Below are 25,848 nucleotides of genomic sequence, written 5' to 3' on the forward strand. Positions count from 1 at the left end.
CGCGGGTTCGGCCCGGCTCAGGTCACGGGTTGAACCGCCGTCAGAACCTCAGACCCTTGTCCAGCGCCTTCACCAGGGTGCCGTTGCTGTCGTCGTTGTCCAGGGCCCAGAGCATCACACCACCAAGGCCGTTCAAGCGCGAGTAGGCGGCCTTGTAGCTGAGCACCTCGGGAGTGTCGAAGGTGTACAGCGTCGTTCCGTCGTACTTCCAGCTGGCTCCGCGCAGCCAGTCCGTGTGCACCGTACCCGGCAGGTTCTTCACTTCCTTGTACGGCAGGTCGGGCACCGCCGCGGTGGCGGGCTGGTACAGGCCGTTCTTCCTCGGACCCGGCTGCACACCGGTCCAGCCGTGGGCGTAGAACGGCACCCCGAGCACGGCCTGACGGGCCGGCAGGCCACGCTCTATGTAGTGCCTGACCACCTTGTCACCACTGCGCTGCTGCGGCGAGGGGTCTGCGCTGTCCGCGAACAGGTTGGCCTGGTGGGCGGTCGGCCCGGTGCCCTCCCAGGGGCCGTGCAGGTCGTAGGTCATCAGGTTGAGCCAGTCGACCGACCTGGCGACCCTAGGGAGCTCCAGCCGGTCCGCCACGGTCTCGTTGGCAGCCACGGCGGCGGTCAGCAGGTAGTGCTGCCGCGACTTCTTCCCCAACTCGTCCAGCTGACGCCGGAACTCCTGCACCAGCAGGGTGAAGTTGCGACCGTCCTCCGGGCGGACCACGTTGCCCGCGTCGCCACCGCCGCCCGGGTACTCCCAGTCGAGGTCGATGCCGTCGAAGACACCGGCGCCGGCCCCGGTGCCGCCCTCGGCCGATCCGAGCTGCGGCAGGTTGCCCCGGACGTACAGCTCCAGACAGGAGGAGACGAAGGCCTTCCTGGACGCATCGGTCAGCGCGGCGTCCGAGAAGTACTTCGACCAGGTCCAACCACCCAGCGAGATCACGGCCTTGAGCTGGGGGTTCTTCGCCTTGAGCTTGCGCAGCTGGTTGAAGCTGCCCTTCAGCGGCTGCTCGGCGGCGTCGGCCTGGCCGTCCACCGACTCCTCGGCGCCGACCGGGCGCTGGTAGTCGGCCCAGGCGTCGCCCACCCCGGCCTCGTTGGCCTCGAAGCACTTGCCCTCGGCGTTCACGTTGCCGAAGGCGTAGTTGATCACCGTGAGCTTCGCGGCCTGGCCGGAGGTCTGGACGTTCTTGAACGAGAAGCCGCTGTAGACGCCCCACTGGGTGAAGTAACCGACCCGCTCGCCGTTCAGGCGCGGGGTGGCGTGGGCCTGAGCCGTGGTGGGGGCCAGTACGGCGGCGATGGTGACGGCCGCGAGCAGTGCAGAGGTTCTTCTGGGCATGCGGGACCCGTTCTCTGAATCAGCGTCAATTGGTCTGGACCATGTGCTGATTGAGAGGTTTAGTCCATTGCGCGCGAACGCACAAGAGGCCCGGACCGCTTCGATGCCTCCTGTTCTGCGCCTTAGCCGATGAGGCTACGCAGCACGTACTGCAGGATGCCGCCGTTGCGGTAGTAGTCCGCCTCGCCGGGGGTGTCGATCCGGACCACCGCGTCGAAGCTGACGTCGCCCGCCGTGACCTTGACGGTCTTCGGGGTGCGGCCCTCGTTGAGCTCGGTCACGCCGGTGAAGGAGAAGGTCTCCTCGCCGGTCAGGCCGAGGGACTCGGCGGTCTGGCCCTCCGGGAACTGCAGCGGCAGGACGCCCATGCCGATCAGGTTCGAGCGGTGGATGCGCTCGTAGGACTCGGCGATGACGGCCTTGACGCCGAGCAGCGCGGTGCCCTTGGCCGCCCAGTCACGGGACGAGCCCGAGCCGTACTCCTTGCCCGCCAGGACGACCAGCGGGATGCCGGCGGCCTGGTAGTTCTGCGAGGCGTCGTAGATGAACGACACCGGCGCGTCGGCCTGGGTGAAGTCGCGGGTGTAGCCGCCCTCGGTGCCCTCGGCGATCTGGTTCCGCAGCCGGATGTTGGCGAAGGTGCCGCGGATCATCACCTCGTGGTTGCCACGGCGCGAGCCGTACGAGTTGAAGTCGCGCTTCTCCACACCGTTCTCGGTGAGGTACTGCGCGGCCGGGGTGCCCGGCTTGATGTTGCCGGCCGGGGAGATGTGGTCGGTGGTGACCGAGTCGCCCAGCTTGGCCAGCACGCGGGCGCCGGCGATGTCGTTCACCGGGCTCGGGGTCTTGGCCATGCCCTCGAAGTACGGGGGCTTCCGGACGTAGGTGGACTCGGCGTCCCACTCGAAGGTGTTGCCGGTCGGGATCGGGAGCGACTGCCAGCGGTGGTCACCGGCGAAGACGTCCTGGTAGCCCTTGTCGAACATCGCCTCGTCGATCGAGGACGCGACGGTGTCGGCGACCTCCTTCTCGGAAGGCCAGATGTCAGCGAGGAAGACGTCGTTGCCGTCCTGGTCCTGGCCGAGCGCGTCCCGGGTGATGTCGATGTTCATGTTGCCCGCGAGCGCGTAGGCGACCACCAGCGGCGGGGAGGCCAGGTAGTTCATCTTGACGTCGGGGTTGATCCGGCCCTCGAAGTTACGGTTGCCGGAGAGCACCGAGACGACCGCGAGGTCGGCCTCGTTGACGGCGGCCGAGACCTCCTCGGGCAGCGGGCCCGAGTTGCCGATGCAGGTGACGCAGCCGTAGCCCACCAGGTTGAAGCCGAGCTTCTCCATGTAGGGGATGAGGCCGGCCTTCTCGTAGTAGTCCATGACGACCTTGGACCCGGGGGCCAGGGTGGTCTTGACCCAGGGCTTGACGTGCAGGCCCTTCTCCACGGCCTTCTTCGCCAGCAGGGCGGCGCCCAGCATGACGGAGGGGTTGGAGGTGTTGGTGCAGGAGGTGATCGAGGCGATCACGACCGCGCCGTTGTCGATCTGGTAGCTGCTGCCGTCGGGAGCGGTGACGGCGGTCGGCTTCGACGCCTCGGCGGAGTACGCGGGCAGCACCTCGGCGAACTTCTCGGCCGCCTCGGCCAGGATCACCCGGTCCTGCGGACGCTTCGGGCCGGAGATCGACGGGACGACGGTGGAGACGTCCAGCTCGAGGTACTCGGAGTAGACCGGCTCGACCGACGGGTCGTGCCAGAGGCCCTGCTCCTTGGCGTACGCCTCGACCAGCGCCAGCTGCTGGGCCGAGCGGCCGGTGAGCTTGAGGTAGCTGATCGTCTCGGCGTCGATCGGGAAGATCGCACAGGTCGAGCCGAACTCCGGCGACATGTTGCCGATGGTGGCGCGGTTCGCCAGCGGGATCGCGGTGACGCCGGCGCCGTAGAACTCGACGAACTTGCCGACCACACCGTGCTTGCGCAGCATCTCGGTGATGGTGAGCACCAGGTCGGTGGCGGTGGTGCCGGCCGGCAGCTCGCCGCTCAGCTTGAAGCCGACCACGCGCGGGATCAGCATGGAGACCGGCTGGCCGAGCATCGCGGCCTCGGCCTCGATGCCACCGACGCCCCAGCCCAGCACGCCCAGGCCGTTGACCATGGTGGTGTGCGAGTCGGTGCCGACGCAGGTGTCGGGGTACGCCTGGCCGTTGCGGACCATGACGGTGCGGGCCAGGTGCTCGATGTTGACCTGGTGGACGATGCCGGTGCCCGGGGGGACGACCTTGAACTCGTCGAACGCGGTCTGGCCCCAGCGCAGGAACTGGTAGCGCTCCTTGTTGCGGCCGTACTCGATCTCGACGTTCTGGACGAAGGCGTCCGGGGTGCCGAACTTGTCGGCGATGACGGAGTGGTCGATGACCAGCTCGGCCGGCGCCAGCGGGTTGATCTTCGCCGGGTCGCCGCCCAGCTCCTTCACGGCCTCACGCATGGTGGCCAGGTCGACCACGCAGGGGACACCGGTGAAGTCCTGCATGATCACGCGGGCGGGCGTGAACTGGATCTCCTCGCTCGGCTGGGCGTTCTCGTCCCAGTTGCCCAGCGCCCGGATGTGGTCGGCGGTGATGTTCGCGCCGTCCTCGGTGCGGAGCAGGTTCTCCAGCAGCACCTTGAGGCTGTACGGCAGCCGCTCGGAACCCTCGACGGCGGAGAGCTTGAAGATCTCGTACGACTCGTCGCCCACCTGCAGCGAGCTGCGGGCGTCGAAGCTGTTCGCGGACACGACTGACTCCTTTTGGATCCACCCGGTGGTAAGGTGACCCTAACTTGGGCCCGCCCGGCCTCCGGTGGGGGCGTACGCCTCTCGGCAAGTATCTTGACGTCAAGATAAACCATAGCGCGGAGTTATCTCGATGTCGAGATAAACCATAGTGCATGCCCGGGTGAGCGCCGCGTCAGGCAGGCCCCTGTTCATCACGCAACTTCGCCGCTCCGCACGGGCCGGTCACCGGGCCGTCGTGCTGACCCGCCGTCAGGCTACGGTGGGGCGGATCCGTGGTCGTCGCGCGCGTGCGTGCGCGCGTGTTTCTGCTGGTCTGCTTGTCCGTGTCCGTCTGCGTGTCGGAGGGTGTTTCCCGTGATCGTCGTCGATGCTTCCGCGCTGGTGCTGGCCTTGGCCGACCAGGGCCCCCGGGGTGAGGCCGCCCGGGCCGAGCTGGCGGCGGACCAGGAGTGGGCCGCACCTGAGCACGTGCTCATCGAGGTGATGCAGTCCCTGCGCGGGCTCTACCTGGCCCGCGAGGTACCGGCCGAGCGGGTGGCCGAACTGGCCGCCGAGCTGCCCGGGCTGACCATCCGCAAGATCTCGGTCACCCCGCTGCTCGGGCGGGTCTGGGAGCTCAAGGACAACCTGACGCCCGACGACGCGGCGTACGTCGCGGTCGCGGAGCAGCTCGGGGTGCCGCTGGTGACGGCGGATCTGCGGCTGATGCGGGCCAGCGGGCCGCGCTGCGAGATCCGGGGCATCGATCCGGCCCGTGACGCCCCCGGGGTGGCGACCCGGCCCGCCGGGTTGGGCTACTCGGGCGGCCTCGTGGCGGACGCCCCGTACGGGTGACTTCCGGGGGCGGGGTGCACCCCGGCGCGGCCGGAACTGGCAGCTTGGGGCTGAACCTCTCCGGAAAGGCCCGCTCATGTACGCCGCCCCTGTCCTGGCGCTCGCCCTGCTGCAGCCGCTGCTCCCACCCGCCCACACGGTGGAGGCCACCTTCGACCGGCCGGACGGCATCGTGCCCGCCACCGCCGTCAGCTTCGCCCCGGACGCCGTCCCCTACGGCGCGGACGCCCGGATCGTGGTGCACCGGGCGTCGGGACACACCACCGTCTCGATGACGGTGGACGGACTGACGCCCGGTCACGTCTACCCGGTGCACGCGCACACCGGTGGCTGCGGCACCGTACCGGCCGACTCCGGCCCGCACTACCAGGACCGGCGGGACCCGGTGCAGCCCTCCACCGACCCCGCCTACGCCAACGACCGGAACGAGCTCCGGCTGGCGCTGCGCACCGACGGGACCGGCCACGCCACCGCAAGCACCACCGTGGAGTGGGAGTTCCGGGACGGCGAGGCCGGCTCGGTGGTGCTGCACGCCGGAGAGGACGGGCACGGGCACGCCCTGGCGCAGCGGGTGGGCTGCGTCAACGTGGACTTCTGAGGGCCGGTCAGGAGCCCAGCGCCTCAGGAGCCCAGCGTCGCCACCAGGATCGCCTTGATGGTGTGCAGGCGGTTCTCGGACTGGTCGAAGACCACCGAGTGGGCGGACTCGAAGACCTCGTCCGTGACCTCGAGCTCGCTGAGGCCGCTGACCTCGAAGAGCTGCCTGCCGACCTCCGTGCCCAGGTCGTGGAAGGCCGGCAGGCAGTGCAGGAACTTCACCGCCGGGTTGCCGGTGGCCCGGATCGTCTCCATCGAGACCTGGTACGGCTTCAGCAGCGCGATCCGCTCTGCCCAGACCTCCTTGGGCTCGCCCATCGAGACCCAGACGTCGGTGTAGAGGAAGTCGGCGCCGGCCACGCCCTCGGCGACGTCCTCGGTGAGGGTGATCCGGGCGCCGCTGGTCTCGGCCAGCGCCTGGGCCGCCTTCTGCACCTCAGGGGCGGGCCAGAGCTGCTGCGGCGCGACGATCCGGATGTCCATCCCGAGCAGTGCTCCGGTGACGAGCAGTGAGTTGCCCATGTTGTAGCGGGCGTCGCCGAGGTAGACCAGCGTGGTCTGCTCCAGCGGCTTGGTGCTGTGCTCGACGACGGTCAGGATGTCGGCCAGCGACTGGGTGGGGTGCCACTCGTCGGTCAGCCCGTTCCAGACCGGGACGCCCGCATGGGTGGCCAACTCCTCCACCAGCACCTGGCCGTGGCCCCGGTACTGGATGCCGTCGAACATCCGGCCGAGCACCCGGGCGGTGTCCTTGATGGACTCCTTGTGGCCGAGCTGCGAGCCGGACGGGTCCAGGTAGGTGGTGCTGGCACCCTGGTCGTGGGCGGCCACCTCGAAGGCGCAACGGGTCCGGGTGGAGGTCTTCTCGAAGACCAGCGCGATGTTCTTGCCGGTCAGTCGGGGCTGCTCGGTCCCCGCGTACTTCGCGGCCTTGAGCTGGGCGGACAGCTCGAGCAGGAAGCGGAACTCCTGCGCGGTGAAGTCCAGCTCCTTGAGGAAGTGCCGGTTCCGGAGGTTGAAGGCCATGCCGGGCTCCTGGGTTGCGGGGACAATGAGACGGGAAGTGTATACGACTTCCAGAATTCTTATGCAACGGGAGGTGGGCGTGGCGGGCCACCCGCCCGCGTGGGTGGCCCGCCTGGGTCCGTGGGTCGGAGCCGTGGGTCGGAGCCGGGGATCAGAGCCGGGGGTCGACCGGCTCCGACTCCAGCGCCAGGACGGCGAAGACCGCCTCGTGCACCCGCCAGAGCGGTTCGGCCCCGGCCAACCGGTCCAGCGCCTCCAGGCCGAGGGCGTACTCCCGCAAGGCGAGCGAACGCTTGTGGCCGAGCGAACGCTGACGCAGCTCGCCGAGGTGCTCGGTGTAGTCCGGACCGTAGATGATCCGCAGGTACTCCCGGCCACGGACCTTCACACCGGGCTGGACCAGGCCGCCCCGGCCGCCGGCCCCGCCGCGGACCAGCGAGGCCAGCGGCTTGACCACCATGCCCTCGCCGCCCGCCCCGGTCAGCTCCTCCCACCAGGCGACACCGGCCGCGACCGAGGCCTCGTCGGAGGTGTCGACCAGCAGCCGCCCCGTCCGGTGCAGGATCGGCGCGACCGGGTCGTCCGCCGCCACCAGCCGGTCGATCCAGCCGAGGTGCTCGTCGTGCGAACGGACCGCGAGATTCGTCCCCTCGGCCGCCAGCACCTGGAACGGGGCCAGCCGAAGACCCGTCAGGCCCTCGGTGGGCCAGCAGTAGCGCCGGTACGCGACGGTGAACGCCGCCGCGTCCGCCGAACGCTGCTGCTGACGCCCGATCAGCTCATCCAGCGGCAGGCCACGGCCGGCACCGAGCCGGAGTGCGGCGAGCGCCTCCGGCAGCGCGGCACCGGCCGCCGCACCGACCGCCGCGTACTGACGGCGCAGCAGCTCGACCGCCTTCAGCGACCAGGGCATCAGCTCCGCGTCCAGCAACAGCCAGTCGGTGCCCAGTTCCTCGAACAGCCCGGCCCGCTCGGCCGCCGCCCGGAGTCGCTCCAGCACCGCGTCGGTGAGCTCACTGTCGTTCAGGAAGGCCCGGCCCGTCCTGGTCCAGATCGCGCCCGGACCGGCCAGGCCGAACCGGCGCTCCAGCGCCGCCTGGTCGCGCGCGACCAGCACGACCGCGCGGGAGCCCATGTGCTTCTCCTCGCAGATCACCTGCTGGACCCCGTCGTTGCGGTAGCCGAGGAAGGCTTCCTCCGGGTGCTCCAGGAACCCGTCCCGGCGCGAGGTGGCGACCGGTGCCATGGTCGGCGGCAGGTAGGCGAGCAGCCGCGGGTCGAGCGCGAACCGGCTCATCACCTCGAGCGCGGCAGCCGCGTTCTCCTCCCGGATCGAGACCCGGCCGTGCTGGGTGGTCTCCACGATCCGACGGCCCGCGACATCCTGGAGGTCGAGCGGACGGCCCTCCCTGCCACCCGGCGCATCGGTGTGCAGCGGCCGGACCGGGGCGTACCACTCCTGCTCCGCCTCGACCGTGACCAGCTCACGCTCCGGGTACCGCAGCGCGGTCATGCTGCCGCCGAAGACGCAGCCGGTGTCCAGGCAGATGGTGTTGTTGACGAAGCTCGCGGTCGGCACCGGGGTGTGGCCGTAGACCACCAGGGCCCGGCCCCGGTACTCCTCCGCCCACGGGTAACGGACCGGCAGACCGTACTCGTCGGTCTCACCGGTGGTGTCGCCGTACAGCGCGTGCGAGCGGACCCGGCCGGAGTTACGGCCGTGGTACTTCTCCGGCAGACCGGCGTGACAGACCACCAGGTTGCCGCCGTCCAACAGGTAGTGGCTGACCAGGCCGCGCATGAACGCACGGACCCGGGCCCGGAACTCCTCGCTCTCCTCGGCCAGCTGGTCGATGCTCTCCTGGAGGCCGTGCGAGACGGTGACCTTGCGGCCGTCCATCCAACGGCCGAGCTTGTTCTCGTGGTTGCCGGGCACGCAGATCGCGTGACCCGCCTCGACCATGCCCATCACCAGACGCAGCACGCCCGGGCTGTCCGGGCCGCGGTCGACCAGGTCACCGACGAAGACCGGGGTCCGGCCCTCGGGGTGGACCGCGTCCACCGGGCGGCCCTGCTCGTCCCTGGCCAGGGCGTAGCCGAGGGTGGTGAGCAGAGTCTCCAGCTCGGACCGGCAGCCGTGGATGTCACCGACGATGTCGAACGGGCCGGTGAGCTCGCGCAGGTCGTTGTACCGCTTCTCGGTGGCCACCTCGGCGGCGGCCACCTCGGCCTCACCGCGCAGGATGTGCACCTTGCGGAAGCCCTCGCGCTCCAGGCCGCGCAGCGAGCGGCGCAGCTCGCGCTGCTGACGGGGAATCACATGCGCCGCGAACTGGCGGTCCGGGCGGGCCTTGTTCCGCTCGGCGCAGACCTCCTGCGGGAGGTCGAGCACGATCGCGATCGGCAGCACGTCGTGGTCGCGGGCCAGCTTGACGAGCTGCTTGCGGCTCTCCGGCTGGACGTTGGTGGCGTCCACCACGGTGCGGCGGCCGGCCGCCAGACGCTTGCCGACGATGTAGTGCAGCACGTCGAAGGCATCGGCCGAGGCCGACTGGTCGTTCTCGTCGTCGGCCACCAGGCCACGGCAGAAGTCCGAGGAGACCACCTCGGTCGGGCGGAAGTGACGACGGGCGAAGGTGGACTTGCCGGAGCCGCTGGTGCCGACCAGGACGACCAGCGAGACGTCGGTGACGGGAAGGGAGCGGGTGGACGGGCGCTCGGCCGGGGTTCCGGCGTCGGTGTCGGTGGTCATCAGGCTGCGCTCCCTTCGGTGGTGACGGTCGTTGCGGTGGCGGCGGCTGTGGCGGCGGCTGTGGCGGCGGCTGTGGATCCGGCTTCGGAGGTGCGGCGGAACAGGGCGAGCTGGGTCGGCGCACCGACCTGCTCGTCCAGCGGACCGACCGGACGGACGGTGACGGAGTATCCGTAGTCGGCCGCGATCCGCTCGGCCCAGGCCAGGAACTCCGCCCTGGTCCACTCGAAGCGGTGGTCGCTGTGCCGGACGTGGCCGGCCGGGAGGGTCTCCCAGCGGACGTTGTACTCGACGTTGGGGGTGGTCACGACCACGGCACCAGGGCGTGCCGAGCCGAACACCGCGTACTCCAACGCGGGCAGCCGGGGCAGGTCGAGGTGCTCGATCACCTCGGAGAGCACCGCGGCGTCGTACCCCTTGAGCCGGTCGTCGGTGTAGGTGAGCGCGCCCTGGACCAGCCGGACCCGGGCCGCCTGACGCTCCGACATCCGGTCCAGCCGCAGCTTGCGGGCGGCGGCGGTGAGGGCACGGGAGGACACGTCCACACCGAGCACGTCGGTGACCCGAACGTCCTTCAGCAGCGCCTCCACCAACTCGCCCTGCCCGCAACCGAGATCGAGTACCCGGACGGCGCCGACCTCGGCCAGCGCGGCCAGGATCGCCTCCCGGCGGAGGACCCCGAGGCTGACCGGCTTGGACGTCTGAGCCACCGTCAGGTCGGGTCGCTGCTCGGGTCCGCTGTTGGACTCCGGTGTGTCGTCGGGCTCGGTGGTGTCATTGGATTCGAGCGTGTCGTCGACGGCGTTGTCCAGCTCCTCGGCCTCCCGGTCGTCGGCCTCGGCCAGCCGGGCCAGCTCCAGCCGCTCCAGCGCCGCCCTGGTCAGCGACCAGCGGCGGGCCAGGTACCGACGGGTGATCAGTGCCAGCTCCGGGTGCGTCCCGAGCCAGCCCTCTCCCGCAGCCAGCAGCTTGTCCACCTCGTCGGGCGCGACCCAGTAGTGCTTGGCACCGTCCAGCACCGGCAGCAGCACGTAGAGCTGCTGCAGCGCGTCGGCCAGCCGGATCTCGGCGGACAGCTCCACCCGGGCGTAGCGGGAGTCGCCCCACTCCGGGAAGGTCTCGTCCAGCGGGATCGCGGTGGCCTCGACCTGCCAGCCCAGCGGCTCGAACAGCCGCCGCACCATGGCCGGGCCGCCCTCCTCCCCCGCGCCGTTGGCGGGCACGGCGGGCAGCGCGATCCGAAACGGGCGCGGCTGCTCGGCCAGGCCGGGACGCTGCTCGCAGACACCCTTCATCGCCGTACGGAACACCGTCCGCAACGCGACCGCGAGCAGCGAGGAGGCTGCGTAGGGGCGGTCGTTGACGTACTGCGCCAGGGCGAAGTCGGGTGAGCCCCCGCGACCCTTGCCCCGGCCCTTGCGGACCAGTGCGATCGGGTCGATGTCCAGCAGCATCGCCGCCGTGCACGACTCGGTGCCGGTCTCCGGGTAGAAGACGTGGGCCACACCGTGCGAGGTGGAGAAGCGCTGCACCTTGTCGGGGTGCTTGTGGAGCAGAAAGCCCAGGTCGGAAGCCGGGCGTTCGGCCGTGCCTGTGGTGGAGATCGAGATGAACACCTGTCCGAGTATTGCTGACCGCGGATGAGTGCGGCATCGGGTTTTCCCCGAGGTGAGGGGCCACGCGACCGCTGTTCGGAGGGGTGGTCCGATGTCCGCACGGTGAGCGTGTTCGTCAGCCCGGGCGGTGATTCGTTAACGTGCTCGATGTGACTGCTGAAACCTCCTCCCTCGCAAGTGGTGCCCTGGCCGTCGGCCTGGCGACCATCGCCGCCGACGGCACCATCCTCGACACCTGGTACCCCGCCCCGGAGCTGGCCGCTGCCCCCGGCCCGGCCGGCACCGTCCGGCTGACCGCCGAGGAGGCCGACGCCGCTCTTGGCGCCGGCGCCGCCGAGGCGCTGCGCGCCGACGCCCGCCGGAGCGTCGAGGTCGTCGCGGTGCGGACCACGATCGCCTCGCTGGACGAGAAGCCGATCGACGCGCACGACGCCTACCTGCGCCTGCACCTGCTGAGCCACCGTCTGGTCCAGCCGCACGGCCAGAACCTGGACGGCCTCTTCGGCCTGCTCGCCAACGTCGCCTGGACCTCCATCGGCCCGGTGCCGGTGGACCAGGTCGAGCGGGCCCGGCTCGCCGTCCGTGCGCAGGGCGGGCAGCTGGCCGTGTACGGGATCGACAAGTTCCCCCGGATGACCGACTACGTCGCGCCGAGCGGTGTCCGGATCGCGCACGCGGACCGCGTCCGGCTCGGGGCGCACCTGGCCGTCGGCACCACCGTGATGCACGAGGGCTTCGTCAACTTCAACGCGGGCACCCTGGGCACCTCGATGGTCGAGGGCCGAATCAGCGCGGGTGTCGTGGTCGGCAACAACAGCGACATCGGTGGCGGCGCCTCGATCATGGGCACCCTCTCGGGCGGCGGCAAGCAGGTCGTCTCGGTCGGCGAGCGCTGCCTGCTCGGCGCCAACGCCGGCATCGGCATCTCGCTGGGCAGCGACTGCGTGGTGGAGGCCGGTCTGTACGTGACGGCCGGCACCCGGGTCACCACCCCGGACGGCAAGATCGCCAAGGCGGTCGAACTGTCCGGCCAGGACAACCTGCTGTTCCGCCGCAACTCGCAGAGCGGCGCCGTCGAGGTCATCGCGCGGTCCGGCTCGTGGGGCGGTCTCAACGCGGAGCTGCACGCTCACAACTGATCTCCCGTCAGGGTCGGTCGGTCTGTGGACCGGCAGGACTGAGCCAGGGCGATGGAGGCGCGGGGCCGGGCAACCGGCGGCCGCGCCTCCGGCGTGTCCGGCAGGCCCGTGGGTGGCGGCCCGGTACGGGCCGGGCCGCGTAGCCCAGTGGCCGGGCGAGCCGCAAACCGGGATCACCCCTGAGGCTGACCGGGGGCGGGTGTTGGACCTCTACGAGTGGTCTGGGGTGACCGGGTGTCGGCAGAGGTCGTTGGACCGGCGGGGCCGCTTGCCCGAGCGGCGGCTCTGCCACCGACGCCCGTCGGTTCACACCGCACTACCGAGCTGGAGGGGTCCGCTCATGTCCGAGCCCTGGTCCGAGGCACCCGTTACACCGCAGCAGGACGCGCCCGCCCCGGCGGCCTCGCCCGGCACCCTGCTGGAGCAGATGCAGCGCATGCTCGCCGACCTGAACGCCAACCTCGCGGGACTGGACGCCGATCTGCAGTCCTCGGCCGGGCGGACCGGCGAGCAGCGGGACGCGGACGACCGCTCCGCCGGGTCCGCCGCCCGGGGCTGACCGCCTCGCGCCGTGACCGGCGGCCCCAGCGGGACGACCAAGGTCGGCACCCCCTGGCTCTCCGCCGGTCCGGCCCCGGCCACCGCTCCTCCGGGAGTCGCCACCCGCTCCACCTCTGCCGCAGCCTCCCTGTCTGCCGGCTGCACTGAATCGACCGGCTCCACCTCCGCCGCCTCCCGGCGGAGCGTCCGAAGCAGCTCGACCACCACGTCCTTGCATTCGGAGCCCGCGTCCACGCCGTCGATGCAGCGCCAGTACAGGCTCTCCCCGTCCGCCCCGCAGGCCAGCACCACCAGGGCCTCGGCCATGTCGTAGAGCAGCAGGCCGAGTTCGGTCAGCACCGGCTCCAGCTCGCCGAGCTCGTCCAGCCGGGCGGCCCGGCCGTTGCCGCCCCAGTCCGCCCGGTGCCACTCCGCCTCCGCCGTCTCCTGGGCGCTCTCGGCCGGCCCCGGCTCCTCCAGACAGCTGACCGCGTGCGCACCCGCATCGCAGAGCAGCTGCCCCAAGGCTGCCAGCTCCCCGCTCTCCCGCCCGGCGATCCCGGCCCCGACGGCCTCGGTGAGCAGGCCCGCCTGCCAGGCCTCCACCAGTGCGTCCGGCGCACTCCGGGCCTCCGCCAGGGCGTGCCGGGCCGTCTTGATCAATCGCAGCGCGTCCATGCCTCGCCGCTCCCCTCGCTCGCGTACGACCGTCCGACCGTCGTCGTCGACGGTGTGTCACGCGGCAAGAGTGCGGCGGGCCCGGGTAGTGCGGGCGAAACAGCCGGGAAGCTGTGGACAACCCACCCCCTGTGGACAACTTCCGTCACCCACACGAGGGACCGGACAGGGGGCCTGACAGGGGACCGGACTCAGATCGGGAAGCGGATCTCGTTGCGTTCGATCTTGGCCGCCAGCGCGGCCGCCGGGTCCACGCCGACCGCCGTACAGAACTGGAGCAGGTACGCCAGCACGTCGGCGACCTCGTCCCTGACCCGGTGCGCAGTGTCCGGGTCAGCCATCACCGTCGCCGCCTGCTCGGGAGTCAACCACTGGAAGATCTCCAGCAGTTCGCCCGCCTCCACGCTGAGCGCGGCCGCCAGGTTCTTCGGCGTGTGGAAGGGCTCCCAGCCCCGGGCGGCCGCGAAGTCGGTGAGCCGCTGCTGAAGGTCATCGAGGGTCTTGTCGGTCACGACTACAGGTCTACCCCATCGACGCCGGCCCGGGCGCCCTGCAGCGGCACCCGGGCCGACTCCGGCCGAAGCACGCTGTGGCCGCTGGCCGAATCGCGCCGGCACTCGATCAGCTCGACGCCCAGGCCCGGTTCCCGGGCCGGAGCCACGTCCTGCACCGCTCCCAGCAGGCGGATGTCCTCCTTCTCGCACACCTCCCGGGCCAGCCGGAGCAGCGCCGAGACCTGCTCCGCCCCGAGACCGGCCGCCAAGTCCTCGGCCAGCACGGTCAACTGACGGTGCGCCGCCGGGACCTCGACGGCCGGATCGACGTCCAGCACCCCGGCTCCGGTGAGCAGGACGGTGGCGAAGGCGAGCAGTCGCAGCATCCCGTCCGAGGCCTGGTCCGCGCCCGTCCGGCCGAGTACTCCCTCGTCGAAGACGGCGAGCAGCTGCTCCCGGGCCTCAGGGCCGCGCCGGGCCACGTCCAGGCCGAGCAACGGGTGCGGGGCCGCCTGCTGAACGGCCTTGAGCAGCCGGCCGTACCGGCGGGTGCACTGCTGCTTCACCCGGGCCAGCACGGGCGAGATGTTGGCCGCCGAGGCAAGCAGCCTGGCCTCCTGCTCGGGCTCGGCCCAGTCGCGCATGAGTGCGGGCACCGGGTGCAGCGGGAAGACCTCGCGCAGGGCGGTGAGCAGCTGCTCGGCGGCGGCCAGCACCTGACGCTCACCGTTGGAGGAGCCCGCCACCCGGAGCGGGATCTGAGCGGTGATCAGGCTGTCGTTGGGGAACGGCGCCCGGATGTCGCCCTGCCTGCTGTCGTTGTGCCAGGTGACGTTGACCCTGCCGTGGGCGACATCCTGCTCACCGGTCTCCACCAGGGTCTGCCCGGCGCAGGTCAGCCACTCCCGGGCGACCCGGACCGGGCCGTCGGTGCGGACCACCAGTTCGAGCCGGATCGGCCCGGCGGCCGAGCGGACGGTGCAGCCGAGGATGATCGCGTTCCGGCCGTGCGGGACGCAGCCGAGCATGCCGCCGCGGATCGGCAGCGCGAGCGGGCCCGAACTGCCGCCGAGGCCGTCCAGCGAAGGACCGATGGGCTCGCCGAGGGAGAGCCGGGAGAGGGTGGCCAGTGCGTCCAGCGCGTTCGACTTGCCGACCCCCGAGGGGCCGTACAGGACGGTCAGCGGGGAGAGCGGCAGGGTGGTCCGCCGGTAGGACTTGAAGGAGGTGAGGCGCAGCTCCTCCACGGTGGGGCGGAGGACGGGGCGGACGGCTGCGGGACGGACGACTTCGCTGGTCACTGGTGGGACGTTAGCCGCCGTCGAAGGTGCCGAAACGTGCCTGCGGCGGATCTTCATCCCAACGAGTCCCCGGCCCTTCCCCGCCCTGCCCGACCCGGGCTCGGGCTCGACTCGGGGGCTCGGTCGCTCAGCGGTAGGTGGTGAGGTGCACCGAGCCGGTCACCTCGACCGGGTCGGGCAGCTCGGCGAGCGCGGCGGCCAACCGGGCCGGGTCGGTGTGCCAGGCGTTCGGGCCCATCGCGACCACCTCGTTGGCCTCCGCGTGCGAGAGCCGCAGCCGGAACTCGACCTCGGTGCGGTCGGCGCGGGTCAGCCACGGGCTGAGCTTCTCGTCCGTACGGCGCTCCTTGTCCTCGTCGACCGAGAGCAGTCCCAACGCGTCCACCAGCTCTCGGAGGTGACGGGAGGTCGGCGAGACCAGCAGCATCCGGCCGCCGGCGCGGAGCACCCGACGGATCTCAGGGCCGTTGCGCGGCGCGAAGACGTTGAGCAGCAGATCGGCGGAGCCGTCCAGCAGCGGCAGCGGGCGCCAGGCGTCGCAGACCAGCGCGCCGATCCTGGGGTGCGCCCTGGCTGCGCGCCGGAGTGCGAACTTGGAGATGTCGAGCGCGGCGCCGGCCCCGCCCGTCCGGTCGAGTACGTGCGCCAGGTAGTAGCCGGTGCCCGCCCCCAGGTCGGCGACCAGGCCCGTCGACCCGTCGCCGCCCTGGCCGGCTGCCGCTGCCACCTCGGCCGCCTCGGCCAGTGCGTCGGCGATCGGGTGGTAGTGCCCGGCGGCCAGGAAGTCCCCCCGGGCGGCCACCATCTCGGCGGTGTCGCCGGTGCCGGTGTGGGCGTCACCGGCGAGCAGGCTGACGTAGCCCTGCTTCGCCTGGTCGAAGCTGTGGCCCGCCGCACAGCGCAGGGTCCGGCCGTCCAGGTTCAACGGCCGGGCGCAGTGCGGGCAGGCCAGATAGCGCTCGATGTCCTGCAACAACGTGGATGGTCCTCGCCGGTGTGGGGGTGGACCACCAGGCTACTCAATCAGCTTCGCCCTCTTCGCCGTCGTCCTCGCCGCTGACCTCCTCGTCCTCGGGGTCGTCGACTATCCAGCCGGCCAGCCGCTCGGCGACCCCACTGACGCTGAGCTTGCCCTCCCGGATGGCCCGGGCCAGGCTACGTACCTCACGGGCGGTGGTGGCGACGGTGCAGCCGCTTGCCACCAGGTAGGAGTAGGCGACGGCGGTGGCGAACAGCTCGTTGGTCCGCTCCAGGGCAGGAACGCGGATCAGTTGGTGCATCAGGGCCGCAGCACGGTCCTGCGGCTCGGGGTAGACGGCGATGTCGAAGATCTCGGCCTGGTGCCGGGCAACCGAGGCGAGCAGCGAACCGTAGTCGGTCACCTGCGGGTCGCCCGGGGTGTACTGCTCGGCTGTCATGAGCAGCCAGGACAGGTCTACCTCAAGTTTCAACGGCGCACGTCCTGCAGCTCGGCGCCGCGCTCGAACTCGGCGAGGAAGGCGGTCTCGTACTCCTTCATGAACTGCGCGGCGGTGTCGACGAACAGTCGCCCTGCCTCGCCCATGTCCTGCTGCACGAGCCGTTCGATGTACTGGTTCATGCTGATCCCCTGCTGCTCGGCCCGCTCCCGGGCGATCTCGGCGGTCGTGGCGTCCACCCTGACGTTCAGCTGCTTTTTGGCCATGCTTCACGCTAGCGCTGATGTGCTAGCACAACAAGGGCGCATTCCGGCCTCCGCACTCCCTTACCCGCGCACGACCGGATTGGCACCCAGGTGGCCCATCCAGTGCGGTAAAAAAATGCCATCCGGCGACCCGGACCTGCGCCTCGAGCTGCGGCCCGGGGCGAGCTCCCCCAGGCGTGGATCAATGCGGTTCACCCTCGATCCGGCCACCCAACGCCCGTGCTGTCGGGACGAGTTCGCGCGAGCACCGGGTGAGCAGGGCGAGCGCGAGCACAAGGTAGACGCAGCCCAGCACTAGGCGGGCGTTCTCACCGGGCAGCACGCACTGCACCACGAACAGCAGCCCCGCCTTCCACGGCAGGAAGCGCAGGTCCAGCGGCAGCGACCAACTGCCGCCGCCCGCCGCGCAGGGGAGCGGCAGGCAGGCGATCGGCACGGTCCACTAATTGACCTTGCTGGAGAGCAACGCGCCGAGGCCGTCATCGCCGCGCAGCCACCAGGCGAAACCCACCGCCGCGGCCACCGCGAACACCAGCACCGTCGTCATCCGGCGCCGCCTGGTGGGCAGTTGGGCCAGCCGGGCCGGCACCCCGATCAGCTCCTCCTCATCGGTCTCGCCGCACCGCCCGATCCGGAACAGGTAGTAGGCGTACCAGGCGATCAGCACCACCGCCAGCACCCCGAGCCCGAACACCGCCTTCCCCACCACCGGCTCCGGATGCACCCCTCCGACCGCACCACCATGGCGGGCGCGGCCCCCGAGACAGGCCGCCCCGAGACGCAGCGCAGTGGTCCGCACGGACGGCGAGACAGCTGACGGGGGCTCAGAGACCCCCCCCCGCAGGCTAGGGCGTTGGCCGAGCCCCAGCCTGCTCGGCAACTCCGGGCCGCTTCCTGCTGACCTGGATGGGCTACTGCTCCACGGCCGACTCGAGATGCCGGCCCACACCAGCGAGGTAGCAGCACCCGCGGAGACGACTGATGGGCGCCGAGGCAGAAGCCTCGACGCCCATCAGTGGCAGACCGTCAGACCGCCTGCTCGGCGATCGGCTCCAGGATGGCCACGCACTCGAAGTGGTGGGTCATCGGGAAGAGGTCGAACGCGCGCAGCGAGACCGGCCGGTAGCCGCCCTCGCGGAAGAGGGCGAGGTCGCGGGCGAGGGCGGCGGGGTCGCAGGCGACGTAGGCGATCCGGCGGGCGGAGAGGCCGGCCAGGTGGGCGACGGTCTCGCGGCCGGCGCCCGCGCGGGGCGGGTCGAGGACGATCAGGTCGGTGGAGGTGATGCCGGTGCGGGGCAGCAGGGTCTCCACCCGGTCGTGCTCGATCCGGACGTTGTCGAGGGTGGCCAGGTTGTGGCGGGCGTCGACGACGGCCTGCTTGCTGGACTCGATGCCGAGGACGGCGCCGTCCTCGCCGACCCGGTCGGCCAGGGCGCCGGCGAACAGGCCCACGCCGCAGTAGAGGTCGAGGGCGCTCTCGCCCCACTGCGGGTCGAGGCCGTCCAGGACGGCGCCGACCAGGGTGTCGGGGGCCTCCGGGTGGATCTGCCAGAAGCCGCCGTTGGAGACCCGCCAGGTGCGGCCGGCCGCCCGCTCACGGACGAAGGAACGGCCGTGCACCTTGTGGATCAGGTCCTGCTCGTCGACCCGGGAGATCGAGACCGGCTTGTCGAGCTCGACCAGCGGGAGCTGGGAACCGGGCGTCGGGGTGAGGATCACCTGGCGGTCGGAGGAGCCGGCCGCGGCGATCACGTCGATCGAGCTGATGCCGGGCCAGCTGCGGGCCTCGACGCCGAGCTCGGTGATGCCCTCGGCGGCGATCAGGCAGCGGTCGACGGGCTCCAGCTCGTGCGAGCGGTGGCGGCGCAGGCCGACCTTGCCGGTCGCCGGGTCCACCGCGTACTGGATCCGGGTGCGCCAGGCCGGGACCTCGCCCGCCGGGAGCTTGCCGCCGACCGGCTCGACGGTACCGTCCCAGCCGGCCTCGGCGGGGGTCAGGCCGCCCAGCTTGGCGAGCTGCTCGGTGAGCACCGCGACCTTGAGCTTGCGCTGGCCGCCCGAGGTGACGTGCTGCCAGTCGCAGCCGCCGCACTTGCCGGGGCCTGAGAACGGGCAGGGGGCCGGGATCCGGTCCTTGGCGGGCTCCAGGATCTCCACCGCGTCGGCACGCAGGAAACGGGACTTGGTGGTGCCCTCGGTGACCTGGGCGATCACCTTCTCGCCGGGCAGCGCGTGCCGGACGAAGAGCACCCGGCCCTCGTGCCGGGCCACGCAGTGGCCGCCGCCGTGCGCGACCGCGCCGACCTCGACCTCGTAGCGCTCGCCGACCAGCGGGTCACCGGCGGGCACCCTGGGGGTGGACGCCTTGGTGGACCGCTCGGTCTTCATCGGACGGGCTGCGCGGGCAGCGGGCGCGCCGGTGCCTGCGGCCTTCGGGGGGCGTACGGTCTGCTTCTTCGCGCTGTTGCCGGCCGCTCGCTTGGACTCGGGCCGCACCTCGGGCTCACCCGGCGCCAGCGGCGCGGTCTGCGCCGTGAAGCCGTCGCGGTCGGTCGCCTCCGGGCGGGCCGGGCGGGCGCCCCAGCGGGGCCGGGCGACCTGACCCGGCTTGCTGCCGGACTTGCCCTTGCCCTTGCCGGTACGGCCGGAGCCGGAGCCGGAGGAGCGGGGCGGGTTGTTGGGGGTCACGAGTCGGCGTCCTTGCTGGGGTTGCTGGCGGTACTGGCGGATGCGGAAGTCCTCGACTCTACGCGCTGCGGCCGGGGCTCACCGCGCCGGACGGCGCCGGGAGCGGACCAGGCCTTCTGCGGCTTGCGCCGTTCGGAGGACTCCAACTGCCAGGGTACGGACGTCACCATCACTCCGGGCTTGAACAGCAGCCGTCCCTTGAGCCGCAGCGCACTCTGGTTGTGCAGCAGGTGCTCGTACCAGTGCCCGACCACGTACTCGGGGATGTAGACCGCGACCACGTCGCGCGGGCTGCTGCGGCGCAGGTTCTTCACGTACTCCAGCACCGGCCCGGTGACCTCGCGGAACGGCGAGTCGAGCACCTTGAGCGGCACCTCGATGCCGCGCTCGTCCCAGTCCCGGCGGAGCGCCTCGGTGTCCGAGGGGTCCACGTTGACGGTGACCGCCTCCAGGGTGTGCGCCCGGGTCAGCCGGGCGTACGCCAGCGCGCGCAGGGCGGGCTTGTGCAGCTTGGAGACCAGCACGATGGCGTGCACCCGGGTGGGCAGCACCACGTCGTCCGGCTCCTCGGCGGCGACCAGCTCGCGGGAGACCCGGTCGTAGTGCCTGCGGATCGCCTTCATCATCACGAACAGCACCACCATCGCGGCGATCGCGATCCAGGCATGGCCGATCTTGGTGGCCAGCACCACGATCAGCACCGCCATGGTCATCACCAGGCCGAAGGCGTTGATCGCCCGGCTGCGCTGCATGTGGGCGCGCTTCTTCGGGTCCTGCTCGGTGCGCAGCAGCCTGGTCCAGTGCCGGATCATGCCGGACTGGCTCATGTTGAAGGAGACGAAGACGCCGACGATGTACAGCTGGATCAGCCGGGTGGGGTCGGCGTTGAACGCCACGATGAACAGGATCGCCGCGCCCGCCAGCAGGATGATGCCGTTGGAGAAGGCGAGCCGGTCGCCGCGGGTGTGCAGCTGCCGGGGCAGGTAACGGTCCTGGGCCAGGATCGAGCCGAGCACCGGGAAGCCGTTGAAGGCGGTGTTGGCGGCCAGCACCAGGATCAGCCCGGTGACGGCGGCGATGAAGTAGAAGCCCGGGGTGAAGTTGGAGAACACCGCCTCGCTGATCTGCGACAGCGCGGTCTTCTGGTGGTAGTCCGCCGGAGCACCGACCAGCTGGTGCGACTCCTCTGCCATCTGAGTACCGGTCAGCCGGGCCAGGTAGATGATGCCCATGAACATCACGACCGCGAAGACCGCCATCATCAGCAGCGTGTTCGCGGCGTTCTTGCTCTTCGGCTTGCGGAAGGCGGGCACCCCGTTGCTGATCGCCTCGACACCGGTCAGCGCGGCACAGCCCGAGGAGAACGCCTTGAGCAGCAGGAAGACCAGCGCGAACCCGGCCAGATTGTCGTTGCCGGGCAGCGCCTCCAGCTGGAAGCCGGAACTCTCGGCGGCCATCTCGGACCCGAAGACCAGGTCCCGGACCATGCCCCAGACGATCATGCCCACGATGCCGAACATGAAGGCGTAGGTCGGGATCGCGAAGGCGCTGCCGGACTCCCGGACGCCGCGCAGGTTGATCCCCATCAGCACGATCACCAGGGTGATCGAGATTCCCATCTCGTGCCCGCGCAACGACGGCACCGCGGACACCACGTTGGCCACGCCCGAGGTGGTCGACACCGCCACGGTGAGCACGTAGTCGACCATCAGGGCGCTGGCCACCACCAGGCCGGAGTTCGGCCCGTGGTTGACGGTGGCGACCTCGTAGTCGCCGCCACCGCTCGGGTAGGCGTGCACGTTCTGCCGGTACGAGGCCACCACCGCGAGCATCACGACGGCGACCACGATGCCGATCTGCCAGGAGAAGTGGATCGCCGAGACACCCGCCACCGAGAGGGTGAGCAGGATCTCCTCGGGCGCGTACGCCACGGAGGAGAGGGCGTCGGAGGCGAACACCGGCAGAGCGATCCGCTTGGGAAGCAGAGTCTCCCCGAGCTTGTCGCTGCGCAGCGCGCGGCCGATCAGAATGCGTTTCGGTAGGTCAGCAGGCATAGGCACGTTAAGGAATCGTAGGGGGTCGCCTCCGCATCGACGCCCCCCGGTGGCCCCTTTGTCGGGACTGTGTTCGGTAGAGGGGCTAGCGTGTCGGATGATGAGTGCGCGGGAACCATCAGGAACATCCCGCGCCACACGGTGCCGAGGACTCGGCGAACTGTCCCCCCGGAGTCGGGGGCGGAAGGATGACGATCGGTGTCTGCGCAGGTCATGATCCCAACGGACCGGGTGAGGTAGTCCCGTGCACATCGTCATCATGGGCTGCGGCCGGGTGGGTTCCGCCCTCGCGCGCGCGCTCGAGAAACAGGGTCACTCGGTCGCCGTGGTCGATCAGGACCCGACCGCCTTCCGCAGGCTCGGCTCGCACTTCAACGGCCGGCGGGTGACCGGGGTCGGCTTCGACCAGGACACCCTGCGCGAGGCCGGGATCGAGGAGGCCGGGGCGTTCGCCGCGGTCTCCAGCGGTGACAACTCCAACATCATCGCCGCCCGGGTCGCCCGGGAGAACTTCGGTGTGGAGAACGTCGCGGCCCGGATCTACGACCCCCGCCGGGCCGAGGTGTACCAGCGCCTGGGCATCCCGACCGTGGCCACCGTCCGGTGGACCGCCGACCAGATGCTGCGCCGGCTGCTGCCCAGCGGCGGCGAGCCGCTCTGGCAGGACCCGAGCGGCGGCGTGCAGCTGGCCGAGGTGGCGTACGCACCGTCCTGGGTCGGCCACAAGCTGACCGCGCTGGAGGAGGCGTCCGGAGCCCGGGTCGCGTTCCTCACCCGGCTGGGCGAGGGCGTCCTGCCGACCCCTCAACTCGTCGTCCAGGAGGGCGACCTGGTGCACGTGATGCTGCGCCGGGCCGACCTGGTCACCGTCGAGGCCGCGTTCGCGCAGGGCCCGCAGGAGGATGAGCACTGATGAGAGTCGCCATTGCCGGAGCCGGCGCGGTCGGCCGCTCGATCGCGGGCGAGCTGCTGGAGAACGGCCACGACGTCCTGCTGATCGACAAGAACCCGAACTCCATCTCGGTGGAGCGGGTGCCGATGGCCGAGTGGCTGCTGGCCGACGCCTGCGAGATCACCTCGCTGGACGAGGCCGCGCTGCAGCGCTGCCACGTGGTGATCGCCGCCACCGGTGACGACAAGGTCAACATGGTCGTCTCGCTGCTGGCCAAGACCGAGTACGGGGTGCCCCGGGTGGTCGCCCGGGTGAACAACCCGAAGAACGAGTGGCTGTTCAACGAGTCCTGGGGCGTGGACGTCGCGGTCTCCACCCCGCGCCTGATGTCGGCGCTGGTCGAGGAGGCCGTGAGCGTCGGCGACCTGGTCCGGCTGATGCGGTTCAGCCAGGGCAACGCCAACCTGGTCGAGCTGACCCTGGCGGCCGACACCGAGCTGGTCGGCACCCGGGTCGGCGATGTCGCCTGGCCGACCGACACCGCGCTGGTGACCATCATCCGCGAGGGCCGGGTGCTGGTGCCGGGCAAGGACGACACCCTGGAGGGCGGCGACGAGCTGCTCTTCGTGGCGGCCCAGGAGCGCGAGGAGGAGCTCGAGCAGCTCCTGTCGGCGGGCTCCGGCGCCCAGTAGCGGCAACCGGAACGGACGAAGGGCCCCACTCCGGTGGGGCCCTTCGGCGTTACTTCGGTTCTTCGCTGTGCTCTTCGGTGTGCTCTTCGATCTCCGCCTTGATGGGCGGCGGCGCCTTGAGCAGGATCTGCCAGGTCAGGTACATCGCCAGCAGCAGCGGCGGAATGCCCAGCGCGACCTTGAGCCAGCCGAGCAGGTTGACGTTCCCGGTGAAGTAGAGCGGGAAGAGGATCACCGGCTTGATGCCCATCACCACCACCCAGGCCCAGGTCGCTTTGGTGTACGCGGCCAGCCGCCCCGGGTTCTGGGTCCGCCAGGTGAACATCTCACCGGTGATCGGGCCGAGCATCACGCCGATCAGCGGCCAGCGGACCAGGGCGGAGACCGCCAGGCCCAGGCAGTAGCCGACGTTCCAGAGCAGGCCGGGCAGGTAGAAGTTCTCCGCCTTGCCGGTCTTCATCGAGATCCAGGCACCGAGCGCGACCCCGAACACGCCGCTGAAGGCGTGCTGGACGGTCTCCCGGCGGAACAGCCGGACCACCACGAACAGCAGGCTCAGCCCGAGCGCGGCCCAGGCGGCCGGGGCCACCTCGTGGGTGATGTTGAAGGTGATGATGAAGACCAGACCGGGCAGGGTCATGTCGATCATGCCCCGGACACCGCCGAAGGCCTTCAGCACCGTCTCGGCCGCCTCCTTGGAGGCAGCCTCGCGACCGGCCTGCTCCTCCTCCGCCGTCAGGGCGGCGGGGACGGGCTTGGCCAGGTCGAGCTGGGCGGCGGGATCGCCGCCGGGCAGGTTGGTCACACTCACTCGCTCCCGTGTCCGGCCGGACGCAGTTCGTAGCGGGGGTTGAACAGCACGCGGCGCCCGCGTGCGTGACTGATCCGGCCGGTGGCGATGAGCCGACGGCCCGGCTCTATACCGATGATCGAACGGCGGCCGAGCCAGACCACGTCCAGCGCGTCACTGCCGTCGAAGAGCTCGGCCTCCAGGGCGGGGACCCCGGCCCGGGGGCGGAGGGTAACGGTGCGCAGGGTCCCGGCCACGGTGACCACCTCACGGTCCCCGCAGCTGGCGATCGGAGTGCAGCCCGACTCCGCCGTGTCCTGCCGCAGCTCTTCCGCGTCCAGCTCCTCGGAGGAGGAGGTGAGGCGGCTGATCATGCGGCGGAACCGGCCCTGCGGCTGCTCGCTGCTGTTGTCACCACTCATGTCGGAAGGGTACCGGTTTCAGCTGTTCGAACGGCAGGGCCGGGGGTCCCGGTCAGGGTTCGAAGCGGTAGCCCATGCCGGGTTCGGTGATGAAGTGCCGCGGCCGGCTCGGGTCCGCCTCCAGCTTCCGGCGCAGCTGGGCCAGGTAGACCCGCAGGTAGTTGGTCTCGGTGCGGTAGGCCGGGCCCCAGACCTCCTGGAGCAGCTGGGTCTGGCTGACCAGCCGGCCGGCGTTGCGGACCAGCACCTCCAGCAGGTGCCACTCGGTCGGGGTGAGGCGGACGTCGGCGCCGTCCCGGTTGACCTTCTTCGCGGCCAGGTCGACCGTGAAGCCCTCGGTGACCACGGTCGACTCGTCCTCGCCGGCCACCGGCTCGGCCCGCCGGATCGCGGCCCGCATCCGGGCCAGCAGCTCGTCCATGCCGAACGGCTTGGTGACGTAGTCGTCCGCCCCGGCGTCCAGCGCCTCGACCTTCTCGTCCGAACTGTGCCGGGCGGACAGCACGATGATCGGCACCCTGGTCCAGCCACGCAGGCCGCGGATCACCTCGACGCCGTCCAGATCCGGCAGGCCGAGGTCGAGCAGCACCACGTCGGGGTGCCGGGCGGCGGCCAGTTCCAGGGCTGACGCACCGTCATGGGCGGCGTCCACCTCGTACTTCCGGGCCTTGAGGTTGATCACCAGGGCGCGGACGATCTGCGGTTCGTCGTCCACGACGAGGACCCGGGTCATACGGGCTCCGCCTTTCGGTTCGGTGAGGGATCGGTCTCAGGGTTCGAAGAGGGGTCGGGCTCGGGTACGGCGGCGGGCAGCACGACCACCATGGTCAGCCCGCCGCCGGGGGTGTCCTCGGCGGCCAGCGTGCCGCCCATCACCTCGACGAAGCCCCGGGCCACGGCCAGGCCGAGCCCGACACCGGCGCCGCGCGGGGCGTCGCCGTAGCGCTGGAACGGCGCGAAGATCCGCTCCTTGGCGTCCTCGGGCACACCGGGGCCGCGGTCCACTATCCGCACCTCGACCTGCCGGGCGGCGCCCGGACGGTCGATCGCGGCGGCCCGCACCAGCACGTCGGAGCTGTACTTGACAGCGTTCTCCACCAGGTTGGCCAGCGCCCGCTCCAGCAGCCCGCCGTCGGCCCGGACCATGGCCAGCGTCTCGGGCACGTCGAGGCGGACCGATCCCGGCGGCACCCCGCCGAGCGCGTACGGGACCACCTCGTCCAGGTCGGTGTCGCGGATCAGCGGGGCCACCGTGCCGGTCTGCAGGCGGCTCATGTCCAGCAGGTTGTTGATCAGGTGGTCGAGCCGGTCGGCGCCGGTCTCGATGCCCGCCAGCAGTTCGGCCTCGTCCTCCGGGCTCCACTCGACGTCGTCCGCGCGCAGCGAGCTGACCGCCGCCTTGATCCCGGCCAGCGGGGTGCGCAGGTCGTGCGAGACCGCGGCCAGCAGGGCGGTCCTGATCCGGTTGCCCTCGGCCTCCCGGCGGGCCGCGGCGGCCTCCCCGGCCAGCCGGCGGCGCTCCAGCAGGGCCGCGCCCTGGGC

24 protein-coding genes are annotated in these 25,848 nt (G+C 71.1%); 5 read left to right on the forward strand and 19 right to left on the reverse strand.

The genetic code is table 11. The features are described from left to right. Window positions 1–40 precede the first annotated feature (40 nt). Both ACXJMZ_RS11675 and acnA read right to left on the reverse strand, forming a co-directional pair. Entirely contained in the window at window positions 41–1,339 is a 1,299-nt protein-coding gene (locus tag ACXJMZ_RS11675) for a glycoside hydrolase family 18 protein (protein ID WP_457029925.1), read from the reverse strand. A 122-nt stretch (window positions 1,340–1,461) separates the two neighbouring features. Next, a complete protein-coding gene (acnA, locus tag ACXJMZ_RS11680) occupies window positions 1,462–4,107 on the reverse strand; it encodes an aconitate hydratase AcnA (protein WP_457029926.1) in 2,646 nt (881 codons plus the stop codon). 354 nt (window positions 4,108–4,461) lie between these two features. On the opposite strand from acnA, the gene ACXJMZ_RS11685 reads away from it, so the two are divergent. Together ACXJMZ_RS11685 and ACXJMZ_RS11690 are read left to right on the forward strand one after the other, a co-directional pair. After that, window positions 4,462–4,941 carry a type II toxin-antitoxin system VapC family toxin gene (locus ACXJMZ_RS11685; protein ID WP_457029927.1) on the forward strand — a complete coding sequence of 160 codons (480 nt, stop codon included), beginning with the start codon at window positions 4,462–4,464 and terminating at the stop codon, window positions 4,939–4,941. Between the two features lie 76 nt (window positions 4,942–5,017). Then, window positions 5,018–5,539 carry a superoxide dismutase family protein gene (locus ACXJMZ_RS11690; RefSeq protein ID WP_457029928.1) on the forward strand — a complete coding sequence of 174 codons (522 nt, stop codon included), beginning with the start codon at window positions 5,018–5,020 and terminating at the stop codon, window positions 5,537–5,539. Window positions 5,540–5,562: 23 nt separating this feature from the next. Here the strand turns inward: ACXJMZ_RS11690 and argF are convergent, their stop codons facing one another. From argF to ACXJMZ_RS11705, 3 genes are all read right to left on the reverse strand, one after another. After that, complete coding sequence (argF, locus tag ACXJMZ_RS11695; protein WP_457029929.1) at window positions 5,563–6,564, reverse strand: ornithine carbamoyltransferase; 1,002 nt, start codon at window positions 6,562–6,564, stop codon at window positions 5,563–5,565. A 151-nt stretch (window positions 6,565–6,715) separates the two neighbouring features. Next, window positions 6,716–9,316 (reverse strand): polynucleotide kinase-phosphatase, encoded by a 2,601-nt coding sequence (locus tag ACXJMZ_RS11700; RefSeq protein WP_457029930.1) that lies wholly within the window; start codon window positions 9,314–9,316, stop codon window positions 6,716–6,718. Next, window positions 9,316–10,932 (reverse strand): 3' terminal RNA ribose 2'-O-methyltransferase Hen1, encoded by a 1,617-nt coding sequence (locus ACXJMZ_RS11705; RefSeq protein WP_457029931.1) that lies wholly within the window; start codon window positions 10,930–10,932, stop codon window positions 9,316–9,318. The genes ACXJMZ_RS11700 and ACXJMZ_RS11705 overlap by 1 nt, the downstream gene beginning before the upstream one ends. A 149-nt stretch (window positions 10,933–11,081) precedes the next feature. On the opposite strand from ACXJMZ_RS11705, the gene dapD reads away from it, so the two are divergent. Then, on the forward strand, window positions 11,082–12,071 hold the full coding sequence (gene dapD, locus ACXJMZ_RS11710; protein ID WP_457029932.1) for a 2,3,4,5-tetrahydropyridine-2,6-dicarboxylate N-succinyltransferase: 990 nt from the start codon (window positions 11,082–11,084) through the stop codon (window positions 12,069–12,071). A 306-nt stretch (window positions 12,072–12,377) separates the two neighbouring features. Here dapD and ACXJMZ_RS11715 read toward each other — a convergent pair whose 3' ends face one another. From ACXJMZ_RS11715 to ACXJMZ_RS11760, 10 genes are all read right to left on the reverse strand, one after another. Then, on the reverse strand, window positions 12,378–13,289 hold the full coding sequence (locus ACXJMZ_RS11715) for a DUF6099 family protein (RefSeq protein WP_457029933.1): 912 nt from the start codon (window positions 13,287–13,289) through the stop codon (window positions 12,378–12,380). Window positions 13,290–13,480: 191 nt separating this feature from the next. Further along, window positions 13,481–13,801, reverse strand: coding sequence for a nucleotide pyrophosphohydrolase (locus ACXJMZ_RS11720; RefSeq protein WP_457029934.1), 321 nt, complete (start codon window positions 13,799–13,801; stop codon window positions 13,481–13,483). A gap of 2 nt (window positions 13,802–13,803) precedes the next feature. Further along, window positions 13,804–15,084: an AAA family ATPase gene (locus ACXJMZ_RS11725; RefSeq protein WP_457029935.1), complete on the reverse strand. Its 1,281-nt coding sequence runs from the start codon at window positions 15,082–15,084 to the stop codon at window positions 13,804–13,806. Between the two features lie 127 nt (window positions 15,085–15,211). Next, the gene (locus tag ACXJMZ_RS11730) at window positions 15,212–16,060 is read right to left on the reverse strand and encodes a putative RNA methyltransferase (RefSeq protein ID WP_457029936.1); all 849 of its coding nucleotides are present in this window, start codon (window positions 16,058–16,060) and stop codon (window positions 15,212–15,214) included. 43 nt (window positions 16,061–16,103) lie between these two features. Then, window positions 16,104–16,535 carry a hypothetical protein gene (locus ACXJMZ_RS11735; protein WP_057238449.1) on the reverse strand — a complete coding sequence of 144 codons (432 nt, stop codon included), beginning with the start codon at window positions 16,533–16,535 and terminating at the stop codon, window positions 16,104–16,106. Further along, on the reverse strand, window positions 16,532–16,768 hold the full coding sequence (locus ACXJMZ_RS11740; RefSeq protein ID WP_057238448.1) for a toxin-antitoxin system HicB family antitoxin: 237 nt from the start codon (window positions 16,766–16,768) through the stop codon (window positions 16,532–16,534). The genes ACXJMZ_RS11735 and ACXJMZ_RS11740 overlap by 4 nt, the downstream gene beginning before the upstream one ends. A gap of 181 nt (window positions 16,769–16,949) precedes the next feature. Next, window positions 16,950–17,204 carry a hypothetical protein gene (locus tag ACXJMZ_RS11745; protein ID WP_457029937.1) on the reverse strand — a complete coding sequence of 85 codons (255 nt, stop codon included), beginning with the start codon at window positions 17,202–17,204 and terminating at the stop codon, window positions 16,950–16,952. A 6-nt stretch (window positions 17,205–17,210) separates the two neighbouring features. Continuing rightward, window positions 17,211–17,492: a hypothetical protein gene (locus ACXJMZ_RS11750; protein WP_457029938.1), complete on the reverse strand. Its 282-nt coding sequence runs from the start codon at window positions 17,490–17,492 to the stop codon at window positions 17,211–17,213. Window positions 17,493–17,794: 302 nt separating this feature from the next. Further along, a complete protein-coding gene (locus tag ACXJMZ_RS11755; RefSeq protein WP_457029951.1) occupies window positions 17,795–19,156 on the reverse strand; it encodes a class I SAM-dependent RNA methyltransferase in 1,362 nt (453 codons plus the stop codon). Window positions 19,157–19,452: 296 nt separating this feature from the next. Further along, window positions 19,453–21,510 carry an APC family permease gene (locus tag ACXJMZ_RS11760; protein ID WP_457029939.1) on the reverse strand — a complete coding sequence of 686 codons (2,058 nt, stop codon included), beginning with the start codon at window positions 21,508–21,510 and terminating at the stop codon, window positions 19,453–19,455. Between the two features lie 244 nt (window positions 21,511–21,754). Between ACXJMZ_RS11760 and ACXJMZ_RS11765 the strand changes: the two genes are divergently transcribed. After that, window positions 21,755–22,423 carry a potassium channel family protein gene (locus ACXJMZ_RS11765; protein ID WP_457029940.1) on the forward strand — a complete coding sequence of 223 codons (669 nt, stop codon included), beginning with the start codon at window positions 21,755–21,757 and terminating at the stop codon, window positions 22,421–22,423. Continuing rightward, window positions 22,423–23,094, forward strand: a complete 672-nt coding sequence (locus ACXJMZ_RS11770; protein ID WP_457029941.1) for a potassium channel family protein — start codon at window positions 22,423–22,425, stop codon at window positions 23,092–23,094. The genes ACXJMZ_RS11765 and ACXJMZ_RS11770 overlap by 1 nt, the downstream gene beginning before the upstream one ends. A 49-nt stretch (window positions 23,095–23,143) precedes the next feature. Here ACXJMZ_RS11770 and ACXJMZ_RS11775 read toward each other — a convergent pair whose 3' ends face one another. The 4 genes from ACXJMZ_RS11775 to ACXJMZ_RS11790 all read right to left on the reverse strand — a co-directional run. After that, window positions 23,144–23,899: a DUF3159 domain-containing protein gene (locus ACXJMZ_RS11775; RefSeq protein ID WP_457029942.1), complete on the reverse strand. Its 756-nt coding sequence runs from the start codon at window positions 23,897–23,899 to the stop codon at window positions 23,144–23,146. Between the two features lie 2 nt (window positions 23,900–23,901). Beyond that, entirely contained in the window at window positions 23,902–24,306 is a 405-nt protein-coding gene (locus ACXJMZ_RS11780; RefSeq protein ID WP_057238435.1) for an OB-fold nucleic acid binding domain-containing protein, read from the reverse strand. 52 nt (window positions 24,307–24,358) lie between these two features. Further along, window positions 24,359–25,039 (reverse strand): response regulator, encoded by a 681-nt coding sequence (locus ACXJMZ_RS11785; protein WP_457029943.1) that lies wholly within the window; start codon window positions 25,037–25,039, stop codon window positions 24,359–24,361. Next, window positions 25,036–25,848, reverse strand: an 813-nt coding sequence (locus ACXJMZ_RS11790) for a sensor histidine kinase (RefSeq protein WP_457029944.1), incomplete at its 5' end; no start/stop codon positions are given. The genes ACXJMZ_RS11790 and ACXJMZ_RS11785, both read right to left, overlap by 4 nt.

The sequence above is a fragment of the Kitasatospora sp. P5_F3 genome (genome assembly GCF_054049135.1).